This is a genomic window from Halomonas elongata DSM 2581, assembly GCF_000196875.2.
In the GTDB taxonomy this organism is placed as follows: domain Bacteria; phylum Pseudomonadota; class Gammaproteobacteria; order Pseudomonadales; family Halomonadaceae; genus Halomonas; species Halomonas elongata.
Genome location: NC_014532.2, coordinates 1,412,129 through 1,435,904 on the forward strand (window position 1 = coordinate 1,412,129; position 23,776 = coordinate 1,435,904).

Genomic DNA, 23,776 nt, shown 5'->3' on the forward strand with positions numbered 1-23,776 from the left:
GCATGCAGAAATTCGAACGTCTCGACGGCCTGGTCGCGCCGCTGGATCGCGCCAATGTCGACACCGACCTGATCATTCCCAAGCAGTTTCTGAAGTCGATCAAGCGCAGCGGCTTCGGCGTCAACCTGTTCGACGAGCTGCGCTACCTCGACGAGGGCCAGCCCGGCCAGGACGTCTCGACGCGCCCGCTCAATCCGGATTTCGTGCTCAACCAGCCGCGTTACCAGGGAGCGAGCATCCTGCTGGCGCGCCAGAATTTCGGCTGTGGCAGCTCCCGCGAGCATGCGCCCTGGGCGCTGGCCGACTATGGCTTTCGCGTCGTGATCGCTCCCAGCTTCGCCGATATCTTCTACAACAACGCCTTCAAGAACGGCATCCTGCTGATCAAGCTTGCCGAGGCCGAAGTCGACCGGTTGTTCGAGGAAGTGGCGGCGAACGAGGGCTATCGGCTCGACGTGGACCTCGAGACGCAGCGTGTGATCACGCCGTCGGGCGAATTGCTCGAGTTCGAGGTGGATGAGTTCCGCAAGCATTGCCTGCTCGAAGGACTCGACGACATCGGCATCACCCTGCAGAACGAAGATGCCATCCATGCGTTCGAAAAGCGGCACAGGGCGGAGCGCCCCTGGTTATTCCGGGAAGCCTGAATTGGCAAGTAGAGGCGCTTAACGGCCGGTGCCGATCAGGGTCGGCTTCTCAACGCATATGGCAGCGGAGCGTCGGGAGCAGGCCGGAGAGGAGGTCCGACGCCAGGGATGGCGTCGGTAGCGCCCACGGATGGGTTTACAGCGCCTCCTCGACGGCCTGCCGCCGAATCAGCTCCGCCCACTCAACAAGGAAAACACGATGACACGCAAGATTCTGGTTCTCCCGGGCGATGGCATCGGCCCGGAGATCACCGCCCAGGCCAGCCGGGTGCTGGCCGCCTGCCAGGCGCAGGGATTGGATGTCGAAGTGGAAGAGGCGCCGGTCGGCGGTGCCGCCTATGATGCCGAGGGCTCGCCGCTGCCGGAGAGTACCCTGGCCAGGGCGAGGGCCGCCGATGCCGTGCTGCTCGGGGCCGTCGGCGGCCCCAAGTGGGACAAGCTGGAAGACATCAGCAAACGTCCCGAGAAGGGCCTGCTGGGACTGCGCAAGGAGCTCGGCCTGTTCGGCAACCTGCGACCGGCGCTGCTCTATCCGCAACTGGCCGAGGCCTCGAGCCTCAAGCCAGAGCTGGTCGCCGGCCTCGACATCATGATCGTGCGCGAGCTGACCGGTGGCATCTACTTCGGCCAGCCGCGTGGCATCGAGGAGCGCGACGGCCAGCGAGTGGGCTACAACACCTATGTCTATTCCGAGGCCGAGATCGAGCGCATCGGTCGCATGGCCTTCGAAATGGCTCAGAAGCGCGGCAAGAAGCTCTGCTCGGTGGACAAGGCCAACGTGCTCGAAGTGACCATGCTGTGGCGCGAGGTCATGGAGCGCCTGGCACCGGAATACCCGGACGTCGAGCTGTCGCACATGTACGTCGACAATGCCGCCATGCAGCTGGTTCGCGCACCCAAACAGTTCGACGTGGTGGTCACCGGCAACATGTTCGGCGACATCCTCTCCGACGCCGCGGCCATGCTGACGGGCTCCATCGGCATGCTGCCTTCGGCGTCGCTCAACGAGAGCGGGCAGGGCATGTATGAACCCTGCCACGGCAGTGCGCCGGACATCGCCGGCCAGGGGCTGGCCAATCCGCTGGCGACCATTCTTTCGGTGGCCATGATGCTGCGCTACTCGCTGGGCGAGCCGGCCCTGGCCGAGCGTATCGAGGCCGCCGTCGGCAAGGTGCTGGACGAAGGGCTGAGGACCGCCGACATCGCCGCCGAAGGCGAGCGAGCGGTGTCGACCACCGAGATGGGCGATGCCGTGCTGGCGGCCTTCGAGGCGCTGTAGAGACATCAACCGGACATGAGGCCCCGTGGCCGTTCGGGCGCCGCGTCGATGCTCGACGCGGCATGCTGTATACTAACAAGTTCACTTTTTCTGGAGGACTTCACATGTTGAAAGTCGGTTTCGTCGGATGGCGTGGCATGGTGGGCTCCGTGCTCATGCAACGCATGGTGGAAGATGGAGACTTCAATGGCATCGAGCCGATCTTCTTCACCACCTCCCAGGTCGGTCAACCCGGCCCCGACGTCGGCGTGGACGTGCCTCCGCTGAAGGATGCCTTCGACCTGGAGGCGCTGAAGGCCCTGGATGTGATCGTCACCTGCCAGGGCGGCGACTACACCAAGAAGGTCTACGAGGACCTGCGCGGCGGTGGCTGGAAGGGCTACTGGATCGACGCCGCCAGCACCCTGCGCATGGCCGACGAGGCCACCATCGTGCTGGATCCGGTCAACCGCAAGGTGATCGACGACCAACTGGCGCGTGGTGCCAAGACCTTCGTCGGCGGCAACTGCACCGTTAGCCTGATGATGATGGGCCTGGGCGGCCTGTTCGAGGCCGACATGGTCGAGTGGATGACCTCCATGACCTATCAGGCGGCTTCCGGTTCCGGCGCCAAGCACATGCGCGAGCTGCTCAACCAGATGGGGGCGCTGCGTGACAGCGTGTCCGCTGAGCTGGCCGATCCCGGCAGCGCCATCCTCGACATCGACCGCAAGGTCACCGCGGCCATGCGCGGTGGCGACTTCCCGGTCGACAACTTCGGTGCTCCGCTGGCCGGCAGCCTGCTGCCCTGGATCGATTCCAAGCTCGACAACGGCCAGAGCCGCGAAGAGTGGAAGGGCTCAGTGGAGACCAACAAGATCCTCGGTCGGCAGGAAAATCCGGTGCCCATCGACGGGCTTTGCGTGCGCATCGGCGCCATGCGCTCCCATAGCCAGGCCTTCACCATCAAGCTCAAGCAGGATGTGCCGCTCGACGAGATCGAGGAGCGCATCGCGACCCATAACGACTGGGTCAAGCTGATCCCCAACGACAAGGATGCCACCAACGACGGCCTGACTCCGGCCGCCGCTACCGGCACCCTGACCGTGCCGGTGGGTCGCCTGCGCAAGCTGGCCATGGGCGGCGAGTACCTGTCCGCCTTCAGTGTCGGCGACCAGCTGCTGTGGGGCGCCGCCGAGCCGCTCAAGCGGATGCTCAAGATCCTGCGCGAGCAGTGAGCCACCAGGCGGTGACGTCCGAGGACGTACATCGTCATGCAAGCACAGGGGCGCCTCGAAAGGGGCGCCCCTGTGCTTTGTGCGATCCCTTCCCCGGAGCGGGTGGCGTTCCAGCCGTTCGACGGGGATAATGCTTCGGCATTATTCATGCCACTGCCGGCCCTTGCCGGCACGCTTCGCCAGCCACCGACCCGACAGCGCCATGAGTCTCTTTCAACGCCTCGACGAACACCATCCATTGAACGGCCGCCTGGCCATGGCCGTGGAATATGACGGTAGCCAGTATTGTGGCTGGCAGCGGCTCAAGCATGCAGCCTCGGTGCAGGCGTCGCTGGAGCAGGCGTTGTCGCGGGTGGCCGGTGCACCGGTCCGGGTGCACGCCAGTGGGCGCACCGATTCCGGGGTCCACGCGACGCGCCAGATCGTGCACTTCGACCCGCCCGCGCCACGCTCCGAGAAGGCCTGGGTCTTCGGTGCCAATGCCAACCTGCCGCGCGATATCGCCGTGCGCTGGGTCATGCCGGTCGGCGAGGACTTTCATGCTCGCTTCAAGGCGTTGGCACGGCGCTATCGCTATGTGCTGCTCAACCAGCCCAGCCGCCCCGTGCTGGAGCGGGCCAACGTTACCTGGTGTCGCGATCCGCTGGACGCCGAGGCGATGCACGAGGCGGCGCAGGTGCTGGTCGGCGAGCACGACTTCTCGAGCTTTCGCGCCGCCGGCTGCCAATCGAAGACACCCTGGCGACACCTGCATTTCATCGAGGTGCATCGGCATGGGCCGCTGGTGGTGGTGGACGTGCAGGGCAATGCCTTTCTCCATCACATGATCCGCAACATCGCCGGCGCCCTGGTGACAGTGGGCCGGGGCGAGCAGGGCGCCGACTACCTGGCCCGGTTGCTGGCGCTCAGGGATCGCACCCAGGGGGATGTGACGGCACCGGCCTGCGGCCTGCACTTCGTCGACTCGCTCTACGATCCCGCCTGGGGACTGCCCAGCGAACCGCTGGGGCCGAACCTGCTGGCGTTCCTGGGCGAGTGGACCGGCGAGCGGCCCTTGCCGGACTGCCCCTGGGCCGAGTTCCGGCGAGGGCAGCCCGTGGCGGACGGCCGTGTCGAGGAGAATGACCATGCTTGATCATGCCACGCCCACCGGGCGAACCCGCGTCAAGTTCTGTGGGCTGACCCGGCCCGAGGATGTAGACGCCGCCGTGGCCCTGGGCGCCGATGCCCTGGGGTTCGTGCTCTGGCCCGGCAGCAAGCGGGCCATCGAGCTGGATCGCCTGGCCGAACTGGCGGCCCGGGTACCGGCCTTCGTGACGCGCGTGGGGCTGTTCGTCGATCCCGAACCGCAGTGGGTGGCAAGGGCGGCCGAGCATCTCGACCTGCTGCAGTTCCATGGCGATGAGTCGCCGAGCCGCTGCGCGGCCTCCGGCCGGCCCTGGATCAAGGCGCTGCGCATGCGCGACGATCTGGATCTGGAGGTCGCCGCCCGGGACTACGAGGGGGCTCGGGCCCTGTTGCTGGACGCCTATCGCCCCGGCATGCCCGGCGGTACCGGCGAGACGTTCGACTGGTCGCGAATCCCCGCAACCCTGGCAAAACCTGTTATCCTCGCCGGAGGCCTCACGCCGGCCAACGTGGCCGAGGCCATCGCGACGGTGGCGCCCTTCGCGGTGGATGTTTCCGGCGGCATCGAGGCCGCGCCCGGACGCAAGGACGTCGCTGCCATGACGGCCTTTCTGGACGCGGTGCGACTCGCCGACGCCTGATCGCTTTTCGCGCTTTCTACAATTCCACACCGATCCTGTGAGGTGTCTTTCGTGAGCAAGTTCAGTGACCTGACCCGACTGCCGGACGAGCGCGGCCACTTCGGCCCCTATGGTGGCCGGTTCGTTTCGGAGACCCTGAGCTTCGCCCTGGAGGATCTGGAGAAGACATACCTGCGTCTTCGCGATGACCCGGATTTCCAGGCGGAATTCGACCATGACCTGTCCCACTACGTGGGGCGTCCGTCACCGCTCTATCATGCCGAGCGATGGTCGAAACAGCTCGGTGGTGCGCAGATCTGGCTCAAGCGTGAAGACCTCAACCATACCGGCGCCCACAAGGTGAACAACACCATCGGTCAGGCACTGCTCGCCAAGAAGGGCGGCAAGCCAAGGGTCATCGCCGAGACCGGGGCAGGGCAGCATGGCGTGGCCACGGCCACCGTGGCCGCCCGGCTGGGATTGTCGTGCGATATCTACATGGGTGCCGAGGATGTCGAGCGCCAGAAGCTCAACGTCTATCGCATGCATCTGCTGGGGGCCAAGGTCGTTCCGGTGGAGTCCGGCACCCGGACCCTCAAGGATGCCATGAACGAAGCGCTGCGCGACTGGGTCACCAATGTCGACGACACCTTCTACATCATCGGCACCGTGGCGGGGCCGCATCCCTACCCGATGCTGGTGCGCGACTTCAACGCCGTGGTCGGCCGCGAGGCGCGGCGGCAGTCCCTGGAAGAATTCGGTCGCCTGCCCGATGCGCTGATCGCCTGCGTGGGCGGAGGCTCCAACGCCATGGGCCTGTTCTATCCCTTCGCCGAGGATGACGACGTCGCCATGATCGGCGTGGAAGCCGGGGGCGACGGCCTGGCGACCGGTCGCCACGCGGCGCCTCTGGCCTCCGGTGCGCCGCGTGGCGTGCTGCACGGCAACCGCACTTACCTGATGTCCGATGAGGGCGGGCAGGTATCCGACACCCATTCGGTCTCGGCGGGGCTCGATTATCCCGGCGTCGGACCGGAGCATGCCTTCTGGAAGGACGTGGGGCGGGTCGAGTATGTCGCGGCCGATGATACGGCGGTGCTCGAGGCCTTCCGCGAACTGACCCATGTGGAGGGCATCATGCCGGCTCTGGAGTCGGCCCATGCCCTGGCCCATGCCAAGCGGCTGGCGCCGACCATGCGGCCCGACCAGAACATCGTGGTCAACCTCTCCGGACGTGGCGACAAGGACATCATGACTGTCGCCAAGCTCGACGGCATCGAATTCTGAGGAAGCCTGATGAACCGTATCGATCAACGTTTCGCCGATCTCAAGGCACAGGGCCGCCGTGCGCTGATTCCCTATATTACCGCCGGCGATCCGGCACCGGCGTACACGGTGGGCTTCATGCACGCCCTGGTGCGCGCCGGGGCCGATGTCATCGAGCTGGGGGTACCGTTTTCCGACCCGATGGCCGATGGCCCGGTGATCCAGAAGGCCTGCGAGCGCGCCCTGCGCCATGACGTGCGCCTGGAGCACCTGTTCGAGATGGTCAGCGAATTTCGCCGTGACGACCCCGAAACGCCAGTGGTGCTGATGGGCTATCTCAATCCCGTGGAGCGGCTCGGTTTCGAGACATTCGCCGATCGGGCCAGCGAATCCGGGGTCGACGGCGTGCTGCTCGTCGACATGCCGCCGGAAGAGGCAGACCTGCTGGGTCCCGTGCTCGAGTCGCGAGGGCTGGCCTCGATCTTCCTGGTGGCCCCTACCACTTCCCGCGCCCGGGCCGCTACAATATGCGCCCACGGCGAGGGATATCTCTACTATGTTTCGCTCAAGGGCGTGACCGGTGGTGCTGCCGCCGATGCCGACGACATCGCGGCCCATCTGGCGCCGCTTCGCGAGATGACCGACCTGCCCCTGTGCGTGGGCTTCGGCATTCGCGACGGGGCCTCGGCGGCAGCGGTCGGGCGCGTGGCCGATGGAGTGATCGTCGGCAGTGCTCTGGTCAGCCGTATCGCCGAGAACGCTGATCGGCCCGAGGCGATTCCTGCCGCCCTCGAGGCGGTGCTGGGCGAAATGCGCCAGGCTCTGGATGCCTGACGGCTCTCGTCCGGCATTCGGGGTGGCGTTTTTTTGCTCGATCCCGCCTTGTCCGGCCCTGATTTGCAAGAGTTCGAACAGGTGCCAATGGGCTTGAGCCGACTGATTTGATTTGGCCCCCGCCAGATGGGGGCGACAGCACAAAGGGAAGCGATTCTGACATGAGCTGGCTAGACAAGATCGTGCCCTCGGTGGGGCGCATTCAGCGCAAGGAGCGGCGTACGAGCGTCCCCGACGGCCTGTGGCGAAAGTGCCCGAAGTGCGAGTCGGTGCTCTACCTGCCGGAACTCGAGAAGCACCACAACGTCTGCCCCAAGTGCGATCATCACCTGCGCCTGACGGCACGCAAGCGACTGGACTGGTTCCTCGACAAGGAAGGGCGCGAAGAGATCGCCGCTGACCTCGAACCTGTCGATCGTCTCAAGTTCCGCGACTCCAAGAAGTACAAGGACCGCCTCAGTGCGGCCCAGAAGGCCACCGGCGAGAAGGATGGCCTGGTCGCCATGCGGGGCACCCTGGAGGGGCTGCCGGTGGTGGCGGTGGCCTTCGAGTTCACCTTCATGGGCGGCTCGATGGGCGCCGTGGTAGGCGAGAAGTTCGTGCGTGCCGCGACCCAGGCGCTGGATGAGGGCGTTCCGCTGGTCTGTTTCTCCGCCTCGGGCGGGGCGCGCATGCAGGAGGCGCTGTTCTCGCTGATGCAGATGGCCAAGACCTCCGCTGCCCTGGAGAAGCTCAAGCAGGCCGGCGTGCCCTATATTTCGGTGCTGACCGACCCGGTGTTCGGCGGTGTCTCGGCGTCGCTGGCCATGCTGGGCGATCTCAATATCGCCGAGCCCAATGCCCTGATCGGGTTCGCCGGCCCCCGGGTCATCGAGCAGACGGTTCGCGAACAGTTGCCCGAGGGCTTCCAGCGCAGCGAGTTTCTGCTCGAGCACGGTGCGGTGGACATGATTGTCCATCGTCAGCAGATCCGCGAGCGGCTGGGTGGCGTGTTGCGCAAGCTGACCCACCAGCCGGCCAGCGGCCCTGCAGTGGTCGAAAACGACGAGCCGGATCTCGTCGATGCAGCAGAGCAGGCCGAACCGCAGCCCGAAGCCCCCGAGGCAGTGGAGACGTCGGAGTCCGAGGCGCCCACCGAGAAGGGCGTCGAGGCGGACAGCGAGGAAACCGACGAGTCGCCACGTTCCGGCGACAATCGCTGAGTTCGGAAACATGCACGATGCTTCCCCCACCCCGCTCGATGCCTGGTTGAGGCGACTGGAGGCGGCTCATCCGGTGGGCATCGACCTCGGCCTCGAGCGGGTGGCCGAGGTCGCCCGTCGCATGGGGCTGCTCGATGGTCCGGTGGCGGGGCGCTTGATCACCGTGGCCGGCACCAATGGCAAGGGCTCCAGCGTGGCCATGCTGGATGCCCTGGCCCGGCAGCACGGCCTGTCCACGGCCACCTATACCTCTCCCCATCTAGTGCGCTACAACGAGCGGCTGTGCCTGGACGGGCGCCAGGCCGATGACGCCACCCTGATCGCCGGTTTCGAGGCGGTGGAGGCCGCGCGGCTCGATGGTGAGCCGATCAGCCTGACCTACTTCGAGGTCGGCACCCTGGGGGCGCTGCATGCCATTCGCGCCTTTGCTCCCGAAGTGGCGATTCTCGAGGTCGGCCTCGGCGGCCGTCTCGATGCGGTCAACATCCTCGACGCCGACGTGGCAGTGGTGACGACCATCGCTCGGGACCACGCGGCCTTTCTGGGCGATGATCTCGAGGATATCGGTCGCGAGAAGGCCGGCATCATGCGTGCCGGCCGGCCCGCCGTACTGGGCTCGCGTGACTTGCCGACCAGCGTGCGAGCCACTGCCGAGTCGCTGTCGGCGCCGGTGCATGCCCTGGGCGAGGCCTATGGGGTCGAGCGCGATGGGGCGTCGTGGCGTTGGTGGGACGCAGCCGGCCAGGTATTCGCCGGACTGCCCGATCCAGGCCTGCCGCTGGACAATGCGGCGACGGCCCTGACGGCGTTGCAACTGGCCGGTGTCGAGCTCGATGAAGCGGCCTGTCGGCGAGCCCTGGCGAGCGTCGTTCTGCCCGGTCGCATGCAGTGGCACGCCAACTGGTGCCTGGATGTCGGGCACAACCCTCAGGCGGCAGCCTATGTTGCCGGTCGGCTCGCCGAACGCCCCGTCGAGGGGCGCACCTTTGCGTTGCTCGGCATGCTGGGCGACAAGGATGCCGATGGGGTGATCGAGGCGCTGGCGCCGTCCATCGATGCCTGGCTGCCGGTGACGCTGGAGGGCGAGCGGGCGCGCAGTGCCGATGAGCTGGCGGGACGCCTCGAAGCGCTCGGTCAGGAGGTCGTGCATCGAGAAGCCTCGCCGGCGCATGGTGCAGCCTGGCTCGAGGCGCACCTTGCCCCCGAAGATCGTGTGCTGGTCTGTGGCTCTTTCTTCACCGTCGGTGAAGTGCTGGCGTCCTGGGCGTCACGGGCACAGACTGATTCGGATGACTGGCCCATCGAGGGAACGACATGAAATACGGTATGCGCGAGCGGATCAGCGGAGCCTTGATTCTCATTGCCCTGGCGGTGATCTTCGTGCCCTTGCTGTTCGACGACCCGGCGCCACGCGAGGAGCGCCCCGAGCCGACGCTGACCATCGAGCAGCCGATCGAGGTCGAACGGCGTGACCTCGAGGAGCCGACACCGCCGGAAAGTCTCGATGAGCGTTCCGCCGAACAGGCGTCTGCGGATGCCGAAACCGAGACCGAAGTGAGCCGCGAATCGGTGGCAGGCGTGACGACTGGCGGCGACGCCGAGAATCAACAGGCAACGGCGGACGAAGAGAGCCGGGCGCCGAGCGAGGATGATGCCGCATCGAGTTCTCAGGCCACGGCCGATGACCAGGACTCGGCGACGGAGCAGGACTCGGCGACGGAGCAGAAGGAAGATCCGATTGCCGAGCTGGCCCGGGCCGCCGACGAGCGTCAGGCCGCGGCCACGCAGGGCGGCGACTGGGCGATCCAGGTCGGCAGTTTCGGGCAGTCCGGCAATGCCGAACGCTTGCAGGCGCGCCTGGAGGAGCAGGGCTATCCCGCCTATCGACGCTCGCGCGAGAATGACCTGACCACGGTCTATGTCGGTCCTTATGCCAGTTCGGAAGTGGCGGAAGGTGTCATGGGCAAGCTCAAGGCGGGGCTCAACCTGCAAGGCCTGCTGGTGAGGACCAAGTGAACGAGATGGCGCTGACCTGGGTCGACTGGCTGTGCATCGCCGTGCTGGCCATGACCACCCTGACGGGCCTGTTCAGGGGGCTGATTCGCGAGGCCCTGGGGCTGGCCTCCTGGATCGTCGCGCTGCTGGCGGCGCGCTGGTTCTCCGAACCGGTGGCCGATCTGTTCAGCGGTCTGATCGAGAGCCCCGATGGGCGTCTGGTGCTGGCGTTCGTGCTGGTGGTGTTCGTCGTCATCCTTGCCTGCGGGCTGATCATTCGCCTGATGCATGCAGCGGTGGAATGGGTCGGCATGGGCCTTTTCAATCGGTTCGCCGGCGCGGCCTTCGGGCTGGTCAAGGGAGCGGCGATACTGGTGCTGGTGACCATCCTGATCGGGCTGACGCCACTGGCGCAGTTGCAGGCCTGGCAACAGGCCGAGTTGCGCCCCGAGCTGGAACGGCTGCGGGACTGGTCGGTGGGCCAGCTGCTGGCCTGGGAAGACCGGCTGCCGGCGTCGACATCGTCATTGGAGTCGTTGTCCGCGCCGGATGAGCCGAGTGCCGAAACGGCACCGGAAACGCTGCGCGACAGCGCGAATCCGGACACGAATCCAGAATAGTGTGAATACTGGGATGGCGTTGCGTCATCCCTCCCTTACGGCAAGCGAGGTAAGCAGTAATGTGCGGGATCGTGGGCCTGATGGCCAAGCAGGCGGTGAACCAGGGGATCTATGATGCCCTGACGGTACTGCAGCACCGCGGCCAGGATGCCGCCGGCATGATGACCTGGAACGACGGACGCTTCCTGCTGCGCAAGAGCAACGGTCTGGTCCGGGATGTCTTCCATACTCGCCACATGGCACGCCTCAAGGGCAATCTGGGCATCGGCCATGTTCGTTATCCCACCGCCGGTTCCTCCAGCGAGGCGGAATCCCAGCCCTTCTATGTCAATTCGCCCTTTGGCATCACCCTGGCCCACAACGGCAATCTGACCAATTCCGACCAGCTCAAGAAGGAGCTGTTCTCCTCCGACCTGCGTCACATCAATACCAGTTCCGACTCCGAGGTGCTGCTCAATGTCTTCGCCCATGAACTGGGCAAGCAGGGGCTGCATCTGGCTCCGGGCGATATCTTCGATGCCGTACGGCGGGTGCATCGCCGCTGTCGGGGCGGCTACGCTGCCGTGGCGATCATCAATGGCGTCGGCATGGTGGCCTTCCGCGATCCCAACGGTATTCGTCCGGTGGTCTTCGGGACCCGCGACGAGGGCGAAGGCCAGGAAGTGATGATCGCTTCCGAGTCGGTGGCACTGGATGTCGGCGGATTCGAGCTGCATCGCGACCTGGCCCCCGGCGAGGCCTTGTTCGTCGATATGGAGGGCAACATCCATACCCAGAGTTGCGCGGATCAGCCGCGACTTGCGCCGTGCATCTTCGAGCATGTCTATCTGGCGCGTCCCGATACCCTGCTCGACGGCGCCTATGTCTATGGCACGCGCATGCAGATGGGACGCAAGCTGGGGGATCGCATCCAGAGTGAATGGCCGGATCACGACATTGATGTGGTGATCCCCATTCCCGATACCTCGCGGACCTCGGCGCTGGAGCTGGCCCAGCACCTTGGCGTGACCTTCCGCGAAGGCTTCATGAAGAATCGCTACATCGGCCGGACCTTTATCATGCCCGGCCAGACCCAGCGCAAGAAGTCGGTACGCCAGAAGCTCAACGCCATCGATATCGAATTCAAGGGCAAGAACGTGCTGCTGGTGGATGACTCCATCGTGCGGGGCACGACATGCCGCCAGATCATTCAGATGGCCCGGGAAGCCGGTGCCCGCAAGGTCTATTTCGCCTCGGCGGCACCGCCGGTCCGTTACCCCAATGTCTATGGCATCGACATGCCGGCGGCCAGCGAACTGATCGCCCACGGTCGCAGCGAGGCCGAGGTCGGCGAACTGATCGGCGCGGACCGCATGGTCTATCAGAATCTGGAGGACCTGAAGGCGGCGTGTCGTGAAGTGAACCCTGCTCTGGATGAGTTCGACTGCTCGGTCTTCGACGGTCGCTACATCACCGGCGATATCGACGAGGCTTACCTGGCCGAACTCGAGGCGATGCGCAACGACGAGGCCAAGCTGGCGAGTGCGGGTGATCATGCGCTGGTCGGCATGCATAATCAGGAAGACGACATCGACTGAGGGAAGCGCCATGCACAATGACGACCAGTTCGGCGACGACTGGGGACTGTCCACTCTGGCGATCCGCGCCGGCCACCGCCGCACCGCCGAGCAGGAACACAGCGAGCCGATCTTTCCAACGTCCAGCTTCGTCTACGGCAGTGCCGCCGAGGCGGCACGCAAGTTCGGCGGCGAGGAACCGGGCAATATCTATTCCCGCTTCACCAATCCCACGGTGCATACCTTCGAGCGGCGCCTGGCCGCGCTGGAAGGGGGCGAGCGCTGCGTGGCCACGGCCTCGGGCATGTCGGCGATTCTGGCCACGGCCCTGGCGCTGCTTTCCGCCGGCGACGAGATCGTGGCGTCCCGTTCGCTGTTCGGTTCCACGGTCAGCCTGTTCGACAAGTATCTGGGCAAGCTGGGCATCACCACCCGCTATGTCGAGCTCTCGAATCTCGAGGAGTGGGAAGCGGCGCTGACGCCGGCCACCAAGCTGTTGTTCGCCGAGACGCCTTCCAATCCCTTGTCCGAGGTGGTCGATATTGCGGCCTTGTCCGGGATCGCCAAGCGTCACGGTGCCTGGCTGGCCATCGACAACTGCTTTTTGACACCGGCGCTGCAGAAGCCGCTGGCGCTGGGTGCGGACCTGGTGATCCACTCCGCCACCAAGTATCTGGACGGGCAGGGCAGGGCCGTCGGTGGTGCCGTGGTCGGTCCCGACAAGGCGCTCGAGGAGGTCTTCGGCGTGGTGCGCACCTGTGGCCCGTGTCTGAGTCCCTTCAATGCCTGGATCTTCACCAAGGGACTCGAGACGCTCGATCTGCGCATGCGGGCACACTGTGCCAGCGCCCAGGCGCTGGCCGAGTGGCTGGATGCGCATCCGGCGGTCGAGCGGGTCCATTACAGCGGCCTGAAGCACCACGCGCAGCACGAACTGGCCAGCCGCCAGCAGTCGGCGTTCGGCGCCGTGCTGGGCTTCGAGGTCAAGGGTGGGCGCGAGGGCGCCTGGTCGGTGATCGACGCCACTCGACTGTTGTCGATCACCGGCAATCTGGGTGATGCCAAGAGCACCATCACGCACCCCGGTACCACCACGCATGGACGCCTCTCGGAAGAGCAGAAGGCCTCGGCCGGCATCAGTGAAGGCCTGATTCGTGTGTCGGTCGGCCTCGAGGATCTGAACGATATTCGGGCGGATCTGGCCCGAGGGCTGGATGCCTTGGCCTGAGAGGGCGTTTACAAATTACTGCGCTCGCCCATACGGCGTTGAAATTCGGCTCAAAGTGCTCATTTAGTTCGGCTAAACTCCGCATTTTTGCCGAATTTCGCCTTATGACTCACATGGATGTGGGAAATGCGTTGGCCCGTCGGGAACGGGCCTAGCCCTGGCCATCGCTCGTGACTTTTGTAAGCACCCTCTGGAGTGTCGAACGGTTTTTCCGAATGAAGCGTTCGGCAATTTTCAGCGGACCGGGTGGATGGCGCACCGTATAGTGGCGGCCATGTCATGACGTTCGGGAAGGTTGCGCATGTGGGGTAACTCGCGTTTCGGATGGGGGCTTGTCAGCATCCTGCTGCACTGGCTCAGCGCGCTGGCCATCGTCGGCCTTTTCGTGCTGGGCTGGTGGATGACGGGACTGGACTATTACGACAGCTGGTACAACCTGGCCCCCTGGTGGCATCGCAGCGTGGGCATGCTGTTGCTGTTCGCGACTCTGGGCCGGCTGGTATGGCGTTTCGTGCAACCCACGCCGGTCGCCCGGGGGCATCGGCTGGAGCGCCTGGCCGCGCATGCCGGCCACATCCTGTTGTATTGCCTCATGCTGCTGGTACTGGTGAGCGGCTACCTGATTTCCACTGCCGAGGGCTCGGGCGTCGATGTCTTCGGCTGGTTCAAGGTGCCGGCGCTGGTCAGCGGGTTGCCCGATCAGGCGACCCTGGCGGGAACGATCCACTGGTATGCCGCCTGGGCGTTGATCGTGCTGGCGGCGGGCCATGCCCTGGCCGCTTTCAAGCACCATCTGATCGATCGTCACGATGTTCTCGTGCGCATGCTGTTGCCGCGCTACACTCGCCGTCACTGAAGATTGAAAATGGAGAGCGACACGATGTACAAGAAGACCGCACTGACTGCCGCCCTGGCTGCTGCCGCACTGGTGCCCCTGTCCCAGGCTCAGGCCGCCAATTACGTCATCGACACCGAGGGCCAGCATGCCTTCGTCCAGTTCAAGATCAGCCACCTTGGCTTTTCCTACATCCTCGGTTCCTTCGAGGAGTTCACCGGGGGCTTCAGCTATGACCCGGAGAACCCCGATGCGTCCTCGGCGAGCGTCGAGGTGGATGTCAGCAGCCTGACCACCAACCACGCCGAACGCGACAAGCACATCAAGAGCGATGACTTCCTCGATGCGAGCGAGTATCCCACGGCCACCTTCACATCCACCGGTTTCGAGTCCACCGGCGAGAACGAGGGCGTGCTGACCGGGGACTTGACCCTGCACGGCGAAACCAACGAGATCGAGATGCCGGTTACCCTGCTCGGCGAGGGTGAGGACCCCTGGGGCAACTATCGTGCCGGCTTCGAGGGCAGCACTACCCTGACGCTTGCCGATTATGGCATCGACATGTCGAGCTTCCCCGAGCCGATGCACGAACTCGAGCTCTACGTGACCTTCGAGGGCATTCGCCAGTGACGTGATTGCCATCGATGCCGAGGCGAAGAAGGGACGCCTGGGGATCGATAAGGCGTTGCAGTGAACGACACCCCCGGCATTCGCCGGGGGTGTCGCGTTTCAGGGGATGGCGGCGCGGGCCGCCATCCGGGTAGCGAGGTTCATCACGCCTCGTTGAGTACGGCGTCGGGGAAATGGCGCCGCAGGATACGGTTCTGGAAGGGGTCCACGAACCGGCTGTTGATGATGATGATGAACCGTTCGAAGGGCCGGCCAGCATCCTGTTGCGTGATAGCGTCCACGCTGTGATAAAGCTGATCGTCGCGTAGATGCAGAATGTCGCCCGGATCGAGCGTCACCTCGGCCACCGGTCGGGTACCGGCCTTGTCGACATAGAGATGGTTGCCGGCTCCGGTCACATTGCGGCGACTGACCACCATGATGCTCAATGCCTTGCAGCCGTCGGCGTGGATGCCCTGTCCCTGGAGTGGATCGATCCGGCCTTCGCCCCTGACGCCGGTAATCTGCATCAGGATCGGTTCGTTGGCCTGAATGTTCCAGAGCCTGGCCCAGGCGCGCACGAAGGCCTTGACGTCGGGACGCTGCTGGAATGCGTTGGTCAAGGGCGCATAGTAGCGCAGACGGTCGGCCATGCTCTCGGCGTCGTTGAAGGCGCCGCCTTGTGCCATGGGGCAATGTCCCATGTCCCGGACATCGCCGGTCTGGTCGAGAGCCAGCCATGACATGCGCTTCCAGCGTCGATCGACGTAGGGATCCCTCGGCAGATCCATAGTGAAGGCCTGCCAGGCGGCCAGGTCGAGACGATTCCGCAGATGGGTCATTGCCCAATCCTGTTGCGCCAACTGGGTAGTCACGCCGGGGGGCCAGTAGTCGTCGAGGGGATTCGACGGCATGGTGGTAGTATCGAAACCGTACTTGAGCGTATCGAGTTTCATGGAATAACTCCTTTTCCTTAGGGCGGGAATTGCCCGAGTCGTTGCCGGAGGATTCCGGGCAACAGTAAAGAAAGGAGAAGAAATGTAAGTAATTGTCAAAAAATGAACGGTTTGGATATTGGTGTTTTAAGTAAATTATTGATTTTTAATGCTAAAATCATTCATTGGGGGAAAAGTTGAACTTGCGTGACATTGATAACAGTTTGCATCATGCTCTGCCGTGGGCGCTGTATGAGAGTTTCCTGACTTAGATTTGGCGTCGTCTCATGGCAATGAGGGTGAGCATGGTCGGTCGCGTTTCGCGTCTACGACGGTGGTTGGGTCGTATAGGGGTGAGAGCTCGAGGACGTGTGCCGCGGGATCGGTTGCGCTCGACGTCACCGAACGACGTGGAGCGCGTCAGGCGTCAGTACCAGGAAAGCGAGCAGCGCTTCCGGGCATTGCTCGAGAGTCTCCCCAAGGTTGCGGTACAAGGCTATGATCGTGATCGCCGCGTCATCTACTGGAATGAAGCCAGTACGACGCTTTATGGCTATACCGCCGATGAGGCGAGCGGCCGGCTGCTCGAGGATCTGATCATCCCCGATGAGATGCGTGAGGGGATGATCGAGGCGCATCGCGCCTGGGTTGAAGAAGGCAAGGAGATTCCGGCCGAGGAAATCGAGCTCGAGCATCACAGCGGTGAAAGGGTGCCGGTGTTTTCCCACCATGTGATGCTCGGCGAACATACCGATTCTCCCTTGATGTTTTGCGTCGATGTCGACTTGTCCGACCAGAAGCGCGCGCATCGCGACCTGGCCTTCGTCACGCATTTCGATACCCTGACCCATCTGCCCAACCGGAATGCTTTCGAAACCGAGCTGGAAGGAGCGCTGGAAAGCTGCCTGCGTCGGCATGCCGGCCTGGCATTGATCTATCTCGATGTCGATCGTTTTTCCGAAATCAATGACGCCCTGGGCTATGAGCAGGGGGATCGCTTGCTGGTCGAGCTGGCCCGGCGGCTGGGACAGGAACAGCGTCTGACCGATCTGATATCCCGTGTCTCGACCGATGAGTTCGTGCTGGCCTTTCCGGGGGTGAACCAGCGTGAAGATGTCCATCGTCTCATCGGCAAGGTGCAGCAGGCCCTGCGGCGCCCATTCGCGGTGGCGAACGGTGAACGTCGGATCTCCGCGGCGCTTGGTGTCAGCCTGTTTCCCGAGAACGGTCTGAGCGCCCGGGAACTGATTCGCAACGCCGATGTGGCCAAGAACCGGGCCAAGCTGGATGGTCCGGGGGGATTGCAGTTCTTTCAGCAGCACCATCACGATGAGTTGATCCGGGAACAGCGCATGGTCGAGCAGCTCGAGCGAGCCATCGAGCATCGGGAACTGAGCCTGCATTACCAGCCGCAGGTCTCCGTGGCCAGCGGTCGTATCGAGAACCTCGAGGCCCTGCTGCGCTGGCAACCGCGCGATTCGTCTGCTTTCGTCTCTCCAGGGGAGTTCATCCCGCTGGCGGAGAGATCGGGGTTGATCCATCGGCTGGGAGATTGGGTCATGGAAGAAGCCTGCCGGCAGCAGGCGGCATGGCGCCGGGCCGGTTTCACGGAGTCGCGTGTCGATATCAATCTTTCGGGACGACAGATGTTGCGGTCGGACACCCTGGCTCGCTTCGAGGCGTGCCTGGCGCGGCATGGCCTGACGCCTCGGGATGTCGGTATCGAGCTGACCGAGAATGTGCTCATCGAGGCCGAGCCCCAGGTGCTGGAGGATCTGCGACGTCTTTACCATCGTGGCGTACGTATTGCCATCGACGACTTCGGTACCGGCTACTCGTCGCTGAGTTATCTCAAGCACTTTCCCGTCACGGCCCTCAAGGTCGATCGGACCTTCATGCGCGATGCCGCCAGGCAGCCCGAGGACCGCGCCATCATGGAAGGGGCCATCTTCATCGGTCATCGTCTGGGACTCGAGGTCGTGGCCGAAGGCGTCGAGAGCGCGGAGCAGCTCGACCTGATCCGTGAGATGCATTGCGATCTGGCCCAGGGCTATTTCTTCTACCATCCCATGCCGGCGCCCGATATCCAGGTGCTTCTCAGCGATACGGCGGGGTGGTCGGCATCGCCGTCATGAGCTCGACCCACGGTTGCCTTGCAAGATGACGTAGAATGGGCCGTTTCCATGCATTGCCCGGAGTCACTGTGAGTCATACTGATACTGCCTCCCGGCCGTCGATGGGCCTGACGCTGTGGCGCCAGACCTGGCCGATGGCCATTGGCGTGCTGTCGCTTCTCGGTTTCCAACTGGTCGACAGTGCCTTCATTGCGCGACTGGGTACGGCCCCGCTGGCCGCGCAGTCCTTCACCTTTCCTCTGAGCTTCTTGATCATCGGTGTCCAGGTGGGAATGGGGATCGCCATTGCTGCCTTGATTTCGCGTGCCCTGGGGGCGGGCGAGCAGGACAGGGCAAGACGCCTGGGTAGCCTGGTGCTGCTCAGTGGCGCTGGCGTCATTGCGCTGTTGGCACTGCTCTTGTGGTGGATCCAGGCCCCCGTTTTCCTGAGCCTGGGTGCGAAGCCCGAATCTTTGGTACTGATTCGTTCCTATTGGAATCCCCAACTGATCTCTGCCTGGTTGGGAGCCTGCCTGTATTTCGGTTACAGCCTGTTTCGGGCACATGGCAACACGCGTTTGCCGGGCGTACTGATGGTCACCACGAGCTTCGCCAATCTGGCGCTCGACCCCTTGCTGATCTTCGGTGTCGGTTCCTGGCCCGGCCTGGGGTTGCCCGGTGCCGCCATCGCCACGGCGCTGGCGTTTGCCCTGGGGCTGGTGATACTGGGCTGGCAACTGATGGGTAAGGAATGGCTCTCGAGCCGGGGACTCATGGACGAGATGCGTCTTTCGTCACGCCCCTTCGCGGGTATCGCGGGGCCGGCCATGGTCAGCCAGTTGATGCCACCCCTGGCGGCAATGCTGGCCATTTCGGTGGTGGCGAGCCTGGGCGAGGCCCAGGTAGCGGCCTGGGGGCTGGCCAATCGCCTGGAGACGGTGTCGCTGATGGTGGTACTGGCCATGACGATGTCGCTCCCGCCCTGGCTGGGGCGCTGTTACGGTGCCGGTGACTGGGCTCAGGTGCATCAGTTGTTGAGGCTGGCACTGCGCGTCGTGGTGATCTGGCAACTGGCCCTGGGCCTGGTTCTGGCAGCGGCTTCGCCCTGGGTGGCTCAGGCCTTGTCGGGTAACCCTGAGGTGCATGGCGATCTGGCCGTGCTGGTGCGTTTCATGCTGCCGAGCTATGCCGCCCTGGGGGTCTGCATGCTGGTGGTATCTGCCGGCAATGCGCTCGGCTGGCCGCTGCGGGCCATGCTGATGTCTGCGGCACGGCTGTTCGTGTTCTATCTGCCTTGTCTGTGGATAGGCAGCGTGTTGGGCGGTTTGACGGGGCTGGCGATCGGCGCGGCCGTGGGTAACCTGCTGGCAGGGCTGGCTGCCTGGGGACTGTTGCGTCGGGTGCTCTCCAGTCCACGGCGCCGCATGGCGAGCTTTTGATAGTCGTTTCAACCAAAAATGGCTATTTGTATAGAATATAGTATTATTTTTTAAGTATAATTTGATTTTATAGTCCAGTTTTTGTATTGAAAACAGAATAATAGACTGCTTTTCGTCTTTATACTGCTCCCTCGAGACACCGGATCGCCGCGGTCGTTTCTCGTCCATGGCAACAAGCACAAGAGGAAGGGGGAGAGCATGAAGATATTGATTCTGGGCAGTGGCGTCGTGGGAGTGACCAGCGCCTACTACCTCGCGCGCCAGGGCCATGAAGTGACGGTGGTGGACCGTCAGCCATCGCCGGCCATGGAGACCAGTTATGGCAACGCCGGCCAGGTGTCCTTCGGCTTTTCCTCGCCCTGGGCAGCGCCGGGCATTCCGCAAAAGGCCGTGAAGTGGATGTTCCAGGAACATGCGCCGCTCAAGATCCAGCCCAGAATGGACCCGACCATGGCGCGCTTCATGCTGCGCATGTTCGGCAATTGCAATGCCGAGCGGTATGCGGTGAACAAGGAGCGCATGGTGCGCATCGCCGAACATAGTCGAGCCTGCATCGATGCTCTGCGCGCCGATACAGGGATCCGCTATGAGGATCGTCAGAAGGGCTTGCTGCAGCTCTTTCGTCACGAGAGCCAGGTCGAGGCGGTGGCCAAGGACATGCAGGTACTCGAGCAGTGCGGTGTGCGCCACGATCTGCTCGACGCCGAAGCGATCAAGTCCGTGGAACCGGCACTGGCCCGGGTTCCCGGCAAGTTCGTCGGCGGCCTGCATCTGCCCGATGACCAGACCGGCGACTGCCATCTCTTCACCAATCGGCTGGCCGATTACTGCCGTGAGCAACTGGGCGTGTCGTTCCGCTTCAATGTCGAGATCCAGCGTCTCAAGCGCGGCGGAAGCGGCATCGAGAGCGTGGTCACCAGTGCCGGCGAGTTGACCGCCGATGCCTATGTCGTCTGTCTGGGCAGCTATTCGCCTTTCCTGGTCAAGGATCTCGATATCCGCCTGCCGATCTATCCCGTCAAGGGCTACAGCCTGACCGTGCCGGTCGTCGACGATGGCGGCGCGCCGCAGTCCACGGTGATGGACGAGACCTTCAAGGTGGCGATTTCGCGCTTCGATGACCGCATTCGCGTCGGCGGCACCGCAGAGCTGGCCTCCTATGACCTGAGCCTGCTGGAGAAACGCCGTGCGACCATCGGCATGGTGGTGCGCGATGTCTTCCCCGAAGGCGGGGATGTGGCCAAGGCGGAATTCTGGGCGGGGTTGCGGCCGATGACGCCGGATTCCACGCCGATCATCGGGGCGACCCGGCATGACAACCTGTGGCTGAACACCGGTCACGGTACCCTGGGGTGGACCATGAGCTGTGGTAGTGCCCAGTTGCTGGCCGACCTGATCGACGGGCGTGATACCGCCATCGATCCCGCCGGGCTGGATGTGTCGCGTTACGCGGCTTGAGACGCCTTGCCGGAGCATGAAAAAGGCCTCGTCGGTTCGTGCCGACGAGGCCTTTCGCGTCGCGCCCGGCAGTGTCGCCGGGCGGACCGGGGAATGCCCCGGTGGACTCAGTTGACGGCGGCGATCGCCTTGGCCAGGTAGGGCAGGTTCTCCTGGGAGAAACCGGCGACGTTGGCGCGGCCGGAGCGGACCATGTAGATACCGAACTCGTCGCGCAGGCGATCCACCTGTTCCGGCGTCAGGCCGGTGTAGGAGAACATGCCGCGCTGCTCGGCGACGCAGGCATACTTCTGGTCCAGGCCGTAGGGCTTCAAGGCCTCGACGAAGTCGCGGCGCAGGGTGTTGATGCGGTCGCGCATTTCGGTGAGCTCCTCGCGCCAGATGGCGGAAAGCTCGGCCGAATGGAGGATCTCGGCGACGATGGCACCGCCGTGGGCCGGCGGGTTGGAGTAGTTCTCGCGGGCCACGATGGCGACCTGAGAGCGCACGTTCTCCATCTGCTCGCTGTTCTTGGCGACCATGATCAGGCAGCCGGTACGCTCGCAGTAGATGCCGAAGTTCTTCGAGCAGGAGCTGGTGATGATCACCTCGTCGAGGTTCTCGGCCAGCAGGCGCGGGCCATAGGCGTCTTCGTCGAGCCCTTCGCCGAAGCCCTGATAGGCGAAGTCGACCAGCGGCAGCAGCTTGCGCTGCTTGACCACCTCGAGGACCTGGCCCCACTGCTCGCGGGAGAGGTCGAAGCCGGTGGGGTTGTGGCAGCAGGCGTGCAGCAGCACCACGTCACCCTCGGGAATCTCCTTGAGTGCGGCCAGCATGCCGTCGAAGTCGAGACGGTTCTCGGCATCCACGTAGGGATACTTCTTCAGGGTGAGGCCTGCGGCCGGGAAGATACCCAGGTGGTTCGGCCAGGTCGGGTCGCTGACCCAGACGTCCTTGCCCGGCAGCTGGGTGGCAATGAAGTCCGCCGCCAGGCGCAGGGCGCCGGTACCGCCGGGTGACTGGGTGGCGCTGGCGCGGCCGGCCTCGAGTACCGGCGAGCCTTCGCCGAGCACCAGGGGCAACACCGCCTGGCCGTAGCGCGGATCGCCGTGAGAACCGATGTAGGTCTTGGTGGTCTCGTTCTTGAGCAGCAGGTCCTCGGCGGCCTTGACCGCGCGCATTACCGGCGTGTTGCCCTGGGCGTCACGATAGACGCCGACGCCGAGATCGACCTTCTGGGGGTTGATGTCCTTCTTGAAGGCCTCGATGAGCCCGAGGATGGCATCCCCGGGGACCCGCTCAATTTGCTCGAACATTTACTTCGCTACCTCGTCGGTTCTGGCGGCAAGAATGAAATCGTTCTTGTGCAGGCCCTTCATCTCGTGGGACCACCAGGTCACGGTGACCTTGCCCCACTCGGTCAGCAGCGCCGGGTGGTGCCCTGCCTGCTCGGCGATTTCACCAACCTTGTTGGTGAACGCCAGGGCCTGTCGGAAGTTGCGGAACTTATAGCTCCGCTCCAGTTGCATGATGCCATCGCGCTCGACGATCTGCCACTCGGGAACCTCACGGCGGTAGGTCTCGATCTCGTCGTCGGTGACGTGGGGCGCATCCCAGCTGCAGGCTTCGCACTGTTGTTCGGAAAGCTCGCTCATTTCGGCTCCTCGTGGGTTCGTTGCAGGAAAATGTCGCCGCGCTCGCGGTCAGGCACTGGCGGCTTCGGTCGGCTTCGGCTTGGGCGGAAAGCGCGGCTCGAAGAGTCCCAGTTCCATGGCCTCGTGGACCATGCCCATGATGTCGCGTTCCGACAGTTCATGCAGTGTCTCCAGGCTGTCCAATACATAGTAGAGCGGCTGGAGAATGTCGATGCGATAGGGGGTGCGCAGGGCGTCCATGGGATCGAAGGGCGCGTGGACCGGCGTGTCGGACAGGGCGTGCAACGTCTCCTTGGGCGAGGAGATGATCCCGCCGCCATAGATGCGCCGGCCCTCGGCGGTGTCGACCAGCCCGAACTCCACGGTCATCCAGTACAGGCGTGCCAGGTAGACGCGCTCCTTCGGCGTGGCATTCAGCCCCAGTCGGCCATAGGTGGCGGTGAACTCGGCGAAGGACGGGTTGGTGAGCATCGGACAGTGGCCGAAGATCTCGTGGAAGATGTCGGGTTCCTTGAGGTAGTCCATTTCCTCGGGGGAACGGATGAAGGTAGCCACCGGAAAGCGCCGGGCGGCGAGCAGCTCGAAGAAGGTGTCGAAGGGGATCAGTGCCGGTACCTGGGCGGTTTCCCAGCCGGTGGCATCCTTGAGGACACGGTCGATGTCGGCGAGCTGGGGGACCCGGTCCCGTGGTAAGGCCAGGCGTTCGAGGCCATCCAGGTATTCCCGGCATACGCGCCCCTCCACCAGTGCGAGCTGCCGCTCCATGAGGGTCTGCCAGGTGGCGTTCTCGCGCGTCGACCAGGCGATGTAACCATCGTCGTCCGGCATGTGGACCCGGTAGCCGGTCTTGCTGGTGATCTGGTCGTCATGTGCCTTCATGGGATCTCCCGTAGCGGATTGAGATTGTTGTGATCCTGGGGAATGTCTTCGAGTCTAGGAGCCCCGACACGGAGAAGGCAGTGCCGCGCGCCGCGGATGAAGGGGCCGGAAGGGCGGAAAGTGTAAGGAAAACGTTACGAAGATCGGTCGGTTGGGCCATGATGGCCGGTCTGCGGGTGATACCGTGCGTTGTGGCGCCTGTTCTGTCACGTTATCTTGACAGTCGAGTCACGTCGCCCTGACGGCGAATGTCGTATCCCCCGCCTTTCCATCGAAGAGAC

General features: G+C 64.1%; 22 protein-coding genes. 18 read left to right on the forward strand and 4 right to left on the reverse strand.

Annotated features, from left to right (window positions below):
* Positions 1-2 precede the first annotated feature (2 nt).
* The 15 genes from leuD to HELO_RS06815 all read left to right on the forward strand — a co-directional run bounded on the left by leuD (position 3) and on the right by HELO_RS06815 (position 15,057).
* Positions 3-647, forward strand: a complete 645-nt coding sequence (gene leuD / locus HELO_RS06745) for a 3-isopropylmalate dehydratase small subunit (protein ID WP_013331989.1) — start codon at positions 3-5, stop codon at positions 645-647.
* Positions 648-846: 199 nt separating this feature from the next.
* Positions 847-1,926, forward strand: a complete 1,080-nt coding sequence (leuB, locus tag HELO_RS06750; RefSeq protein WP_041601973.1) for a 3-isopropylmalate dehydrogenase — start codon at positions 847-849, stop codon at positions 1,924-1,926.
* A gap of 104 nt (positions 1,927-2,030) precedes the next feature.
* Complete coding sequence (gene asd, locus HELO_RS06755) at positions 2,031-3,143, forward strand: aspartate-semialdehyde dehydrogenase (RefSeq protein WP_013331991.1); 1,113 nt, start codon at positions 2,031-2,033, stop codon at positions 3,141-3,143.
* 202 nt (positions 3,144-3,345) lie between these two features.
* Entirely contained in the window at positions 3,346-4,278 is a 933-nt protein-coding gene (gene truA, locus HELO_RS06760) for a tRNA pseudouridine(38-40) synthase TruA (RefSeq protein ID WP_041601974.1), read from the forward strand.
* Positions 4,271-4,912, forward strand: a complete 642-nt coding sequence (locus HELO_RS06765) for a phosphoribosylanthranilate isomerase (RefSeq protein ID WP_013331993.1) — start codon at positions 4,271-4,273, stop codon at positions 4,910-4,912. The genes truA and HELO_RS06765 overlap by 8 nt, the downstream gene beginning before the upstream one ends.
* Before the next feature lie 51 nt (positions 4,913-4,963).
* The gene (trpB, locus tag HELO_RS06770) at positions 4,964-6,178 is read left to right on the forward strand and encodes a tryptophan synthase subunit beta (RefSeq protein WP_013331994.1); all 1,215 of its coding nucleotides are present in this window, start codon (positions 4,964-4,966) and stop codon (positions 6,176-6,178) included.
* Between the two features lie 9 nt (positions 6,179-6,187).
* A complete protein-coding gene (gene trpA, locus HELO_RS06775) occupies positions 6,188-6,991 on the forward strand; it encodes a tryptophan synthase subunit alpha (RefSeq protein ID WP_013331995.1) in 804 nt (267 codons plus the stop codon).
* A 161-nt stretch (positions 6,992-7,152) separates the two neighbouring features.
* Positions 7,153-8,193 carry an acetyl-CoA carboxylase, carboxyltransferase subunit beta gene (gene accD / locus HELO_RS06780; RefSeq protein ID WP_013331996.1) on the forward strand — a complete coding sequence of 347 codons (1,041 nt, stop codon included), beginning with the start codon at positions 7,153-7,155 and terminating at the stop codon, positions 8,191-8,193.
* 10 nt (positions 8,194-8,203) lie between these two features.
* Positions 8,204-9,511: a bifunctional tetrahydrofolate synthase/dihydrofolate synthase gene (gene folC / locus HELO_RS06785; RefSeq protein WP_041601976.1), complete on the forward strand. Its 1,308-nt coding sequence runs from the start codon at positions 8,204-8,206 to the stop codon at positions 9,509-9,511.
* Positions 9,508-10,209, forward strand: a complete 702-nt coding sequence (locus HELO_RS06790) for an SPOR domain-containing protein (protein WP_013331998.1) — start codon at positions 9,508-9,510, stop codon at positions 10,207-10,209. Before folC ends, HELO_RS06790 begins: the two co-directional genes overlap by 4 nt.
* 5 nt (positions 10,210-10,214) lie before the next feature.
* Positions 10,215-10,808 (forward strand): CvpA family protein, encoded by a 594-nt coding sequence (locus HELO_RS06795; RefSeq protein ID WP_013331999.1) that lies wholly within the window; start codon positions 10,215-10,217, stop codon positions 10,806-10,808.
* Positions 10,809-10,867: 59 nt separating this feature from the next.
* Positions 10,868-12,385 (forward strand): amidophosphoribosyltransferase, encoded by a 1,518-nt coding sequence (gene purF, locus HELO_RS06800; RefSeq protein ID WP_013332000.1) that lies wholly within the window; start codon positions 10,868-10,870, stop codon positions 12,383-12,385.
* 10 nt (positions 12,386-12,395) lie between these two features.
* Positions 12,396-13,592, forward strand: coding sequence for an O-succinylhomoserine sulfhydrylase (locus HELO_RS06805; RefSeq protein ID WP_013332001.1), 1,197 nt, complete (start codon positions 12,396-12,398; stop codon positions 13,590-13,592).
* A 301-nt stretch (positions 13,593-13,893) separates the two neighbouring features.
* Positions 13,894-14,448 (forward strand): cytochrome b, encoded by a 555-nt coding sequence (locus HELO_RS06810; RefSeq protein WP_013332002.1) that lies wholly within the window; start codon positions 13,894-13,896, stop codon positions 14,446-14,448.
* A gap of 24 nt (positions 14,449-14,472) precedes the next feature.
* A complete protein-coding gene (locus HELO_RS06815; RefSeq protein WP_013332003.1) occupies positions 14,473-15,057 on the forward strand; it encodes a YceI family protein in 585 nt (194 codons plus the stop codon).
* A 143-nt stretch (positions 15,058-15,200) separates the two neighbouring features.
* On the opposite strand, the gene HELO_RS06820 is transcribed toward HELO_RS06815, so the two are convergent.
* Positions 15,201-15,992: a 2OG-Fe dioxygenase family protein gene (locus tag HELO_RS06820; RefSeq protein WP_013332004.1), complete on the reverse strand. Its 792-nt coding sequence runs from the start codon at positions 15,990-15,992 to the stop codon at positions 15,201-15,203.
* A gap of 350 nt (positions 15,993-16,342) precedes the next feature.
* Between HELO_RS06820 and HELO_RS06825 the strand changes: the two genes are divergently transcribed.
* The 3 genes from HELO_RS06825 (at position 16,343) to HELO_RS06835 (ending at position 20,982) form a co-directional block, all read left to right on the forward strand.
* Positions 16,343-18,106 carry a putative bifunctional diguanylate cyclase/phosphodiesterase gene (locus HELO_RS06825; protein ID WP_232519624.1) on the forward strand — a complete coding sequence of 588 codons (1,764 nt, stop codon included), beginning with the start codon at positions 16,343-16,345 and terminating at the stop codon, positions 18,104-18,106.
* 101 nt (positions 18,107-18,207) lie between these two features.
* On the forward strand, positions 18,208-19,524 hold the full coding sequence (locus tag HELO_RS06830) for an MATE family efflux transporter (protein WP_041601977.1): 1,317 nt from the start codon (positions 18,208-18,210) through the stop codon (positions 19,522-19,524).
* Positions 19,525-19,722: 198 nt separating this feature from the next.
* Positions 19,723-20,982, forward strand: coding sequence for a D-amino acid dehydrogenase (locus tag HELO_RS06835; protein WP_013332007.1), 1,260 nt, complete (start codon positions 19,723-19,725; stop codon positions 20,980-20,982).
* Between the two features lie 107 nt (positions 20,983-21,089).
* On the opposite strand, the gene HELO_RS06840 is transcribed toward HELO_RS06835, so the two are convergent.
* Genes HELO_RS06840 through phhA form a run of 3 tightly spaced genes read right to left on the reverse strand, consistent with a single transcriptional unit; the run spans position 21,090 to position 23,495 of the window.
* On the reverse strand, positions 21,090-22,277 hold the full coding sequence (locus HELO_RS06840; RefSeq protein WP_013332008.1) for an amino acid aminotransferase: 1,188 nt from the start codon (positions 22,275-22,277) through the stop codon (positions 21,090-21,092).
* Complete coding sequence (locus tag HELO_RS06845; RefSeq protein ID WP_013332009.1) at positions 22,278-22,616, reverse strand: 4a-hydroxytetrahydrobiopterin dehydratase; 339 nt, start codon at positions 22,614-22,616, stop codon at positions 22,278-22,280.
* 48 nt (positions 22,617-22,664) lie between these two features.
* Positions 22,665-23,495: a phenylalanine 4-monooxygenase gene (gene phhA / locus HELO_RS06850; RefSeq protein ID WP_013332010.1), complete on the reverse strand. Its 831-nt coding sequence runs from the start codon at positions 23,493-23,495 to the stop codon at positions 22,665-22,667.
* Between the last annotated feature and the right edge of the window lie 281 nt (positions 23,496-23,776).

What these genes read in the sequence shown, in the direction of transcription:
- HELO_RS06835 (WP_013332007.1), top strand. Translation starts at nt 19,723, where the DNA reads ATGAAGATATTGATTCTGGGCAGTGGCGTCGTGGGAGTGACCAGCGCC.
- HELO_RS06790 (WP_013331998.1), top strand. Translation starts at nt 9,508, where the DNA reads ATGAAATACGGTATGCGCGAGCGGATCAGCGGAGCCTTGATTCTCATT.
- asd (WP_013331991.1), top strand. Translation starts at nt 2,031, where the DNA reads ATGTTGAAAGTCGGTTTCGTCGGATGGCGTGGCATGGTGGGCTCCGTG.
- folC (WP_041601976.1), top strand. Translation starts at nt 8,204, where the DNA reads ATGCACGATGCTTCCCCCACCCCGCTCGATGCCTGGTTGAGGCGACTG.
- truA (WP_041601974.1), top strand. Translation starts at nt 3,346, where the DNA reads ATGAGTCTCTTTCAACGCCTCGACGAACACCATCCATTGAACGGCCGC.
- HELO_RS06845 (WP_013332009.1), bottom strand. Translation starts at nt 22,616, where the DNA reads ATGAGCGAGCTTTCCGAACAACAGTGCGAAGCCTGCAGCTGGGATGCG.
- HELO_RS06830 (WP_041601977.1), top strand. Translation starts at nt 18,208, where the DNA reads ATGGGCCTGACGCTGTGGCGCCAGACCTGGCCGATGGCCATTGGCGTG.
- leuD (WP_013331989.1), top strand. Translation starts at nt 3, where the DNA reads ATGCAGAAATTCGAACGTCTCGACGGCCTGGTCGCGCCGCTGGATCGC.
- HELO_RS06820 (WP_013332004.1), bottom strand. Translation starts at nt 15,992, where the DNA reads ATGAAACTCGATACGCTCAAGTACGGTTTCGATACTACCACCATGCCG.
- HELO_RS06805 (WP_013332001.1), top strand. Translation starts at nt 12,396, where the DNA reads ATGCACAATGACGACCAGTTCGGCGACGACTGGGGACTGTCCACTCTG.
- HELO_RS06840 (WP_013332008.1), bottom strand. Translation starts at nt 22,277, where the DNA reads ATGTTCGAGCAAATTGAGCGGGTCCCCGGGGATGCCATCCTCGGGCTC.
- accD (WP_013331996.1), top strand. Translation starts at nt 7,153, where the DNA reads ATGAGCTGGCTAGACAAGATCGTGCCCTCGGTGGGGCGCATTCAGCGC.
- purF (WP_013332000.1), top strand. Translation starts at nt 10,868, where the DNA reads ATGTGCGGGATCGTGGGCCTGATGGCCAAGCAGGCGGTGAACCAGGGG.
- HELO_RS06795 (WP_013331999.1), top strand. Translation starts at nt 10,215, where the DNA reads ATGGCGCTGACCTGGGTCGACTGGCTGTGCATCGCCGTGCTGGCCATG.
- HELO_RS06810 (WP_013332002.1), top strand. Translation starts at nt 13,894, where the DNA reads ATGTGGGGTAACTCGCGTTTCGGATGGGGGCTTGTCAGCATCCTGCTG.
- leuB (WP_041601973.1), top strand. Translation starts at nt 847, where the DNA reads ATGACACGCAAGATTCTGGTTCTCCCGGGCGATGGCATCGGCCCGGAG.
- trpA (WP_013331995.1), top strand. Translation starts at nt 6,188, where the DNA reads ATGAACCGTATCGATCAACGTTTCGCCGATCTCAAGGCACAGGGCCGC.
- HELO_RS06815 (WP_013332003.1), top strand. Translation starts at nt 14,473, where the DNA reads ATGTACAAGAAGACCGCACTGACTGCCGCCCTGGCTGCTGCCGCACTG.
- phhA (WP_013332010.1), bottom strand. Translation starts at nt 23,495, where the DNA reads ATGAAGGCACATGACGACCAGATCACCAGCAAGACCGGCTACCGGGTC.
- HELO_RS06765 (WP_013331993.1), top strand. Translation starts at nt 4,271, where the DNA reads ATGCTTGATCATGCCACGCCCACCGGGCGAACCCGCGTCAAGTTCTGT.